The organism is Ralstonia sp. RL, from assembly GCF_001683835.1.
GTDB classification, from domain to species: domain Bacteria; phylum Pseudomonadota; class Gammaproteobacteria; order Burkholderiales; family Burkholderiaceae; genus Ralstonia; species Ralstonia mannitolilytica.
Map to the genome: position 1 here is coordinate 1 of NZ_LWRX01000048.1, position 3,720 is coordinate 3,720.

General features: G+C 61.2%; 6 protein-coding genes. 3 read left to right on the plus strand and 3 right to left on the minus strand.

Annotated elements, in window-relative coordinates:
• From A6M56_RS05140 to A6M56_RS05150, 3 genes are all read left to right on the plus strand, one after another.
• A partial coding sequence (locus A6M56_RS05140; protein ID WP_286757845.1) for a DUF3426 domain-containing protein occupies positions 1–196 on the plus strand: 196 nt, incomplete at its 5' end.
• Positions 197–284: 88 nt separating this feature from the next.
• Positions 285–1,217 carry a carbohydrate kinase family protein gene (locus A6M56_RS05145; protein ID WP_286757846.1) on the plus strand — a complete coding sequence of 311 codons (933 nt, stop codon included), beginning with the start codon at positions 285–287 and terminating at the stop codon, positions 1,215–1,217.
• Between the two features lie 31 nt (positions 1,218–1,248).
• Complete coding sequence (locus A6M56_RS05150; protein ID WP_286757847.1) at positions 1,249–1,710, plus strand: outer membrane lipoprotein; 462 nt, start codon at positions 1,249–1,251, stop codon at positions 1,708–1,710.
• Positions 1,711–1,743: 33 nt separating this feature from the next.
• On the opposite strand, the gene A6M56_RS05155 is transcribed toward A6M56_RS05150, so the two are convergent.
• From A6M56_RS05155 to A6M56_RS05165, 3 genes are read right to left on the minus strand one after another with little or no spacing between them, the layout of a single operon-like run.
• Positions 1,744–2,052 (minus strand): DUF167 domain-containing protein, encoded by a 309-nt coding sequence (locus A6M56_RS05155; RefSeq protein WP_286757848.1) that lies wholly within the window; start codon positions 2,050–2,052, stop codon positions 1,744–1,746.
• On the minus strand, positions 2,049–2,648 hold the full coding sequence (locus A6M56_RS05160; protein WP_502686880.1) for a YggT family protein: 600 nt from the start codon (positions 2,646–2,648) through the stop codon (positions 2,049–2,051). Before A6M56_RS05160 ends, A6M56_RS05155 begins: the two co-directional genes overlap by 4 nt.
• Positions 2,649–2,688: 40 nt before the next feature.
• A complete protein-coding gene (locus A6M56_RS05165; RefSeq protein ID WP_502686881.1) occupies positions 2,689–3,171 on the minus strand; it encodes a histone in 483 nt (160 codons plus the stop codon).
• Positions 3,172–3,720: the final 549 nt, after the last annotated feature.

Genomic DNA, 3,720 nt, shown 5'->3' on the forward strand with positions numbered 1-3,720 from the left:
CAACATCGAACTGACCCTGAACGATGCGGACGACAAGCCGATCGCGCGCCGCGTGTTTGTACCGCGCGATTACCTGCCGGCTTCGCAAGAGATCGACAAGGGTTTCGCCCCCAAATCGGAGCAGGCGATCAAGCTGTACTTTGAGCTGACGCAGCTGAAGGCGTCCGGATACCGGGTTTATTTGTTCTATCCGTAATCGTCAAGCCGTGCGGTCATGAAAATGACGCCTGGCGCCGGGGCATGCCCCGTACAATTTCCTTTCTTTTTCATTTGGCAGGCAATCCATGACATCCCTTATCTGCGGCTCGCTCGCGTTCGACACCATCATGCTGTTCCAGGGACGCTTTTCCGAAGCGCTGCTGGCGGATCAGCTGCACAAGATCAACGTCGCTTTCCTGGTGCCGGAAATCCGGCGCGAATTCGGCGGCTGTGCCGGCAACATCGCCTATAACCTGAAACTGCTGCAGGGTGATCCGCTCATCATGGCCACCATCGGCCAGGACGGCGGCCCGTACCTGGAACGGCTGGAGCGCCTGCAGATTGCGCGCCGCTGCATCCGCACCATCGAGTCCTCCTATACCGCGCAGGCCTTCATCACGACCGATGCCAACGGCAACCAGATCACGGCCTTCCATCCGGGGGCGATGGCCCTGTCGCATCAAAACCGGATTGCCGATGCCGGCCCGGTGAAGCTGGCGATCATTGCGCCGGACGGACGCGACGGCATGCTGCAGCATGCGGCGGACTGCGCGGAACGCGGCCTGCCCTTCATCTTCGACCCCGGCCAGGGTCTGCCGATGTTCAGCGGCCCGGAACTGGAGCGCTTCATTGAACTCGCCACTTATGTGGCGGTCAACGATTATGAAGCGGAACTGTTGATGCAGCGCACCGGCCTGACGCTGGAAAAGATCGCCGGTCGCGTATCGGCATTGATCGTCACGCGCGGCGAACAAGGCGCGGAGATTTACACTGACGGCAAACGCATCGACATCCCTTGCGTGCAGGCCGACCGTGTGGTCGACCCGACCGGTTGCGGCGACGCCTTCCGCGCCGGTCTGCTGTATGGATTGACCAATGGCATGGACTGGGTGACCACCGGGCGGCTGGCCAGCCTGATGGGCGCGATCAAGATCGCTTACCAGGGCGCACAGAATCATGCGCCGTCGCGCGAGGAAATCGAGGAGCGCTTCCAGAAGGCGTACGGATACCGTTTCTGAGTTTTTGAGTTTTTGAGTTTCTGGGTTCGGCATGGGAAAGATCATCATGCGCGTCGCACTGCCGCTCTCGGCTTTCCTGTTGTGCGCCTGCGCATCCGAGCAGCCGGCGCCATCTGTCACCATGTCGACCCAAGGGACGACCATGGTGCGCCATGCCACGGTGGTGAGCGTGCGCGATGTCGCCGTACAGGGCGAGGCGCGCTCTTCATCCGGGCTGGCGTCATTCGCGGGCGCGATCCTGGGCGGCATCGCGGGCAGCAAGATCGGTAACGGCAACGGCAGCGCCGCCGCCAGCGTTGGCGGCGCGCTGGCCGGCGGCATGGCCGGGCAGCGTGTAGCGCAGTCGGGCGCCGCGCGCCGCTATAGCGAACTGACGGTGCGCTTCGATAACGGCGACGAGCGCACCTATACCGTCGGGGCCGGGGAGGATTTCCGTGTTGGCGATACGGTGCAGGTGACCGCCACCAATGCGGTGACGCGCATTGGCCGCTAAGAATGGGAACAGTAAGAACGGTTCACTGTTGGTTCACTGTTCGCAGCCAGGGAGCAATGCCGAGCGTACGCCGTCGGGTGTCAGCCGCGCGGCCGCGATTTCAATGACCTTGCGCTTGCTGGTATGGCCGTGGGTGATCGTCACGGCGCTCTTGGGCACGTCAAGCGCATCGGCCAGATAGCGCACCAGCGCTTCATTCGCCTTGCCTTCGATCGGCTGTGCGTGCAACCGGATCTTGAGCGCGTCGTCCAGCACGCCGATCACCTCGCTCTTTTTCGCATTCGGCATGATCTGCACCGTCATTCGAATGCCATGCGGAATGGCGTTACACCAGTCTTTCATGCCGCCGACAGAAGCACGGTGCTGACCAGTTGCAAGCCGATGCGCAGCAGGATGAGCGCCACCAGCGGCGACAGGTCGATGCTGCCCACCAGCGGAATCACGCGACGCAAGGGGCGCAGCAGGGGATCGTTCAACGCGTGCACAAACGGCGCCAGCGGCGCATGCGGGTTCACCCAGCTGAAAATCGCCTCGATGATGATCAGCCCCATGAAGCCGTAGAACACCCATTCGCAGAAACGCAGCAGCGACAACAGGATCAGGTACTGCGGGACAAAGCGCGACATCACCGCCAGGTCGATGGCGACCGCAAGCAGGATCACCAGGAGCGCGCCGATCAGGCTCGCCCAATCGTATCCGCCGACGCCCGGCAGCATCCGGCGCAAGGGTTTGACCATCCAGTCGGTCAGCTGGAAAATGAACTGCGCGATCGCTGCCGGCGGCCGCACGCGCACCACCTGCATCCAGAAGCGAAGCAAGAGCGCGCCTCCCAGCACGCCGGCGGCGGTATCGACTATCAAGGTAAGTATGCTTTCCAGCACTATCTGATCTCCACATAAAAAAACCCGTTGTGCTACCCAAGGTCGCACAACGGGCATTTTGCCTGAACTTAATCAGGCATCCAAGCCAACGCGCCGATTACGGACGGTTACCGGTCGGGAACGGCCAAGCCGCTGCCGGGTTCAGCGTGGTCTTCACAGCGGGAGCCGGGGCAGGCGCGGCTGCCGGCTTGGCGGCTGCCGCCTTCTTCGGCGCCGCAGCCTTTTTCGGTGCAGCTGCCTTCTTCGGCGCTGCTGCCTTCTTCGGTGCTGCGGCCTTCTTGGCTACCGGCTTCTTGGCTGCTGCTGCCTTCTTCGGTGCTGCGGCCTTCTTGGCTACCGGCTTCTTGGCTGCTGCTGCCTTCTTCGGTGCTGCGGCTTTCTTGGCTACCGGCTTCTTGGCTGCTGCCGCCTTCTTCGGTGCTGCGGCTTTCTTGGCTACCGGCTTCTTGGCTGCTGCCGCCTTCTTCGGTGCTGCGGCCTTCTTCGGCGCCGCTTCCTTCTTAGCCGCTGCCGGCTTCTTTGCCGGGGCTGCCTTCTTTGCAGCCGGTTTCTTTGCTGTTGCCATTTGTTTCTCCTTCACGTGAGATGGAAAAATTCAAACTACGAGGTTGGAAACCCTCCTGAACCATCGCGATGATCCAGGCGGATTATTCATCGGCACAAGCAAGCTTCTGCTTGCGCTAATGAATTCGGCACCAGCTGAACTGCTGCATCACCTCATCCATGCAGCACTTCAGCCTCATCTGGCTACGCCTCTCTTCTTGCTGATCACCGCCGTGCGTCGGCGATGACGGAGGTCCACGCCGCGCGCTCACCAAGCGCCACGGTAGCCGTAGCCAAAAAAAACGCCGGCAGCAATGCCGGCGTGGGAATACGCTTTCTCAAAAACCAACAGGTTTTTCAGGGAAAAAGCCGCCTTGCCCGACGCAGTCGGGGTCAGCGGCGATAACAGAGAAGATCGCAGATTGATTCGATACGTTCGTCTACTGTCCATTAAATCGGTTGCAGCCCTTCAGGTTTCGCAGTCTCTTTTCTGTTAGCCGATCATCCTGCCGACCGGCCGCATTATCGACGTCGACCGCCGTCTCTCCAACCATCCCATGCAATCGTCAATCGTCAATCGTCAATC

What these genes read in the sequence shown, in the direction of transcription:
- A6M56_RS05145 (WP_286757846.1), top strand. Translation starts at nt 285, where the DNA reads ATGACATCCCTTATCTGCGGCTCGCTCGCGTTCGACACCATCATGCTG.
- A6M56_RS05150 (WP_286757847.1), top strand. Translation starts at nt 1,249, where the DNA reads ATGGGAAAGATCATCATGCGCGTCGCACTGCCGCTCTCGGCTTTCCTG.
- A6M56_RS05155 (WP_286757848.1), bottom strand. Translation starts at nt 2,052, where the DNA reads ATGAAAGACTGGTGTAACGCCATTCCGCATGGCATTCGAATGACGGTG.
- A6M56_RS05160 (WP_502686880.1), bottom strand. Translation starts at nt 2,648, where the DNA reads ATGCCCGTTGTGCGACCTTGGGTAGCACAACGGGTTTTTTTATGTGGA.